Origin of the sequence: Ureaplasma zalophigenitalium, from assembly GCF_025780055.1 — a bacterium.
GTDB classification, from domain to species: Bacteria; Bacillota_I; Bacilli_A; order Mycoplasmatales; family Mycoplasmoidaceae; genus Ureaplasma; species Ureaplasma zalophigenitalium.
Map to the genome: position 1 here is coordinate 1 of NZ_JAOXHJ010000018.1, position 1,079 is coordinate 1,079.

The 1,079-nt window shown below is 27.1% G+C and carries 1 protein-coding gene; it reads left to right on the plus strand.

What is annotated here, in order from left to right:
- Positions 1-1,079, plus strand: a 1,079-nt coding sequence (locus OF365_RS03155; RefSeq protein WP_263818165.1) for a site-specific DNA-methyltransferase, incomplete at both ends; no start/stop codon positions are given.

A 1,079-nucleotide genomic window follows, 5' to 3' on the forward strand; every position in this document is an offset into this window, starting at 1 on the left:
TTATAATACAGAAGCAGCAAATTCGGATGGGAATTCTGTTGCCAACGATGCTTTAAAAATCAACAATAATAAGTTTATTTACCGCGATAAATTCAGTCGGAACGGTTGATTAAACATGATGAATGAAAGATTAATTTTAGCTAAGGAACTGCTCAAAGATGATGGAGTTATTTTTGTTTCTATCGATGATAGTGAACAAGCTTATTTAAAAGTCTTAATGGATGATATTTTTGGTGAAGAGAATTTTGTGGCAAATTTTATATGAAGAAATAAAAACACTGGTGGAGGATCAGATAAAACCAATATTGAAATAGAAACTGAATACATTATATCTTACGCCAAAAATAAAAAAGTAGTTACTTTTAATTCAATACCAATCGATGAAAATTCTTTTATATATACAGATAGTTTTTTTGACACACGTGGAAAATATAAACTCACAGATTTAGATCGTGTAAGTTCAAAGAGTAGTTTTAAATATAGTGAAACATTAGATTATGCTATAGAAGCTCCAGATGGCAGCTTCTTTAAAAATTATAGAAATTTGCTAAAGCCAAAATCATATGCATATACCTTGAATCAAGAAACTTTTTTATCTCAAAAAAATCTTGGTTTTATAGAAATTCAAAAAAAATATAATAATAAAAATAATGAATATTATTGGAAAGCTTATAGAAAAATTTATCAAAGAGTAAAATATGATAATCAAGATCAAAAAATCACAAACAGAGAATTCGGAAATAATTTTAATAATATAATTTTTGAATCAAATATCACTACATCGGCAGGAAAAAGAATGTTAATATCAATATTAAATAATAAAGATTTTTCTTTTCCTAAACCTTATCAATTAATTAAGTATTTAATAAATTTAATAACAAATAAAAACGCTCGTATTCTCGACTTTTTTGCCGGTTCTGGTACCACTGGTCATGCTGTTATGGAACTAAATAGAGAAGATGGCGGAAATAGAACTTATACCTTAATAACCAATAATGAAAATAAGATCGGAGATGAAATAACATACGAACGTTTATACCGGATCAATCATGGGAAGGGCACAAAAAATGAAAGTTTTA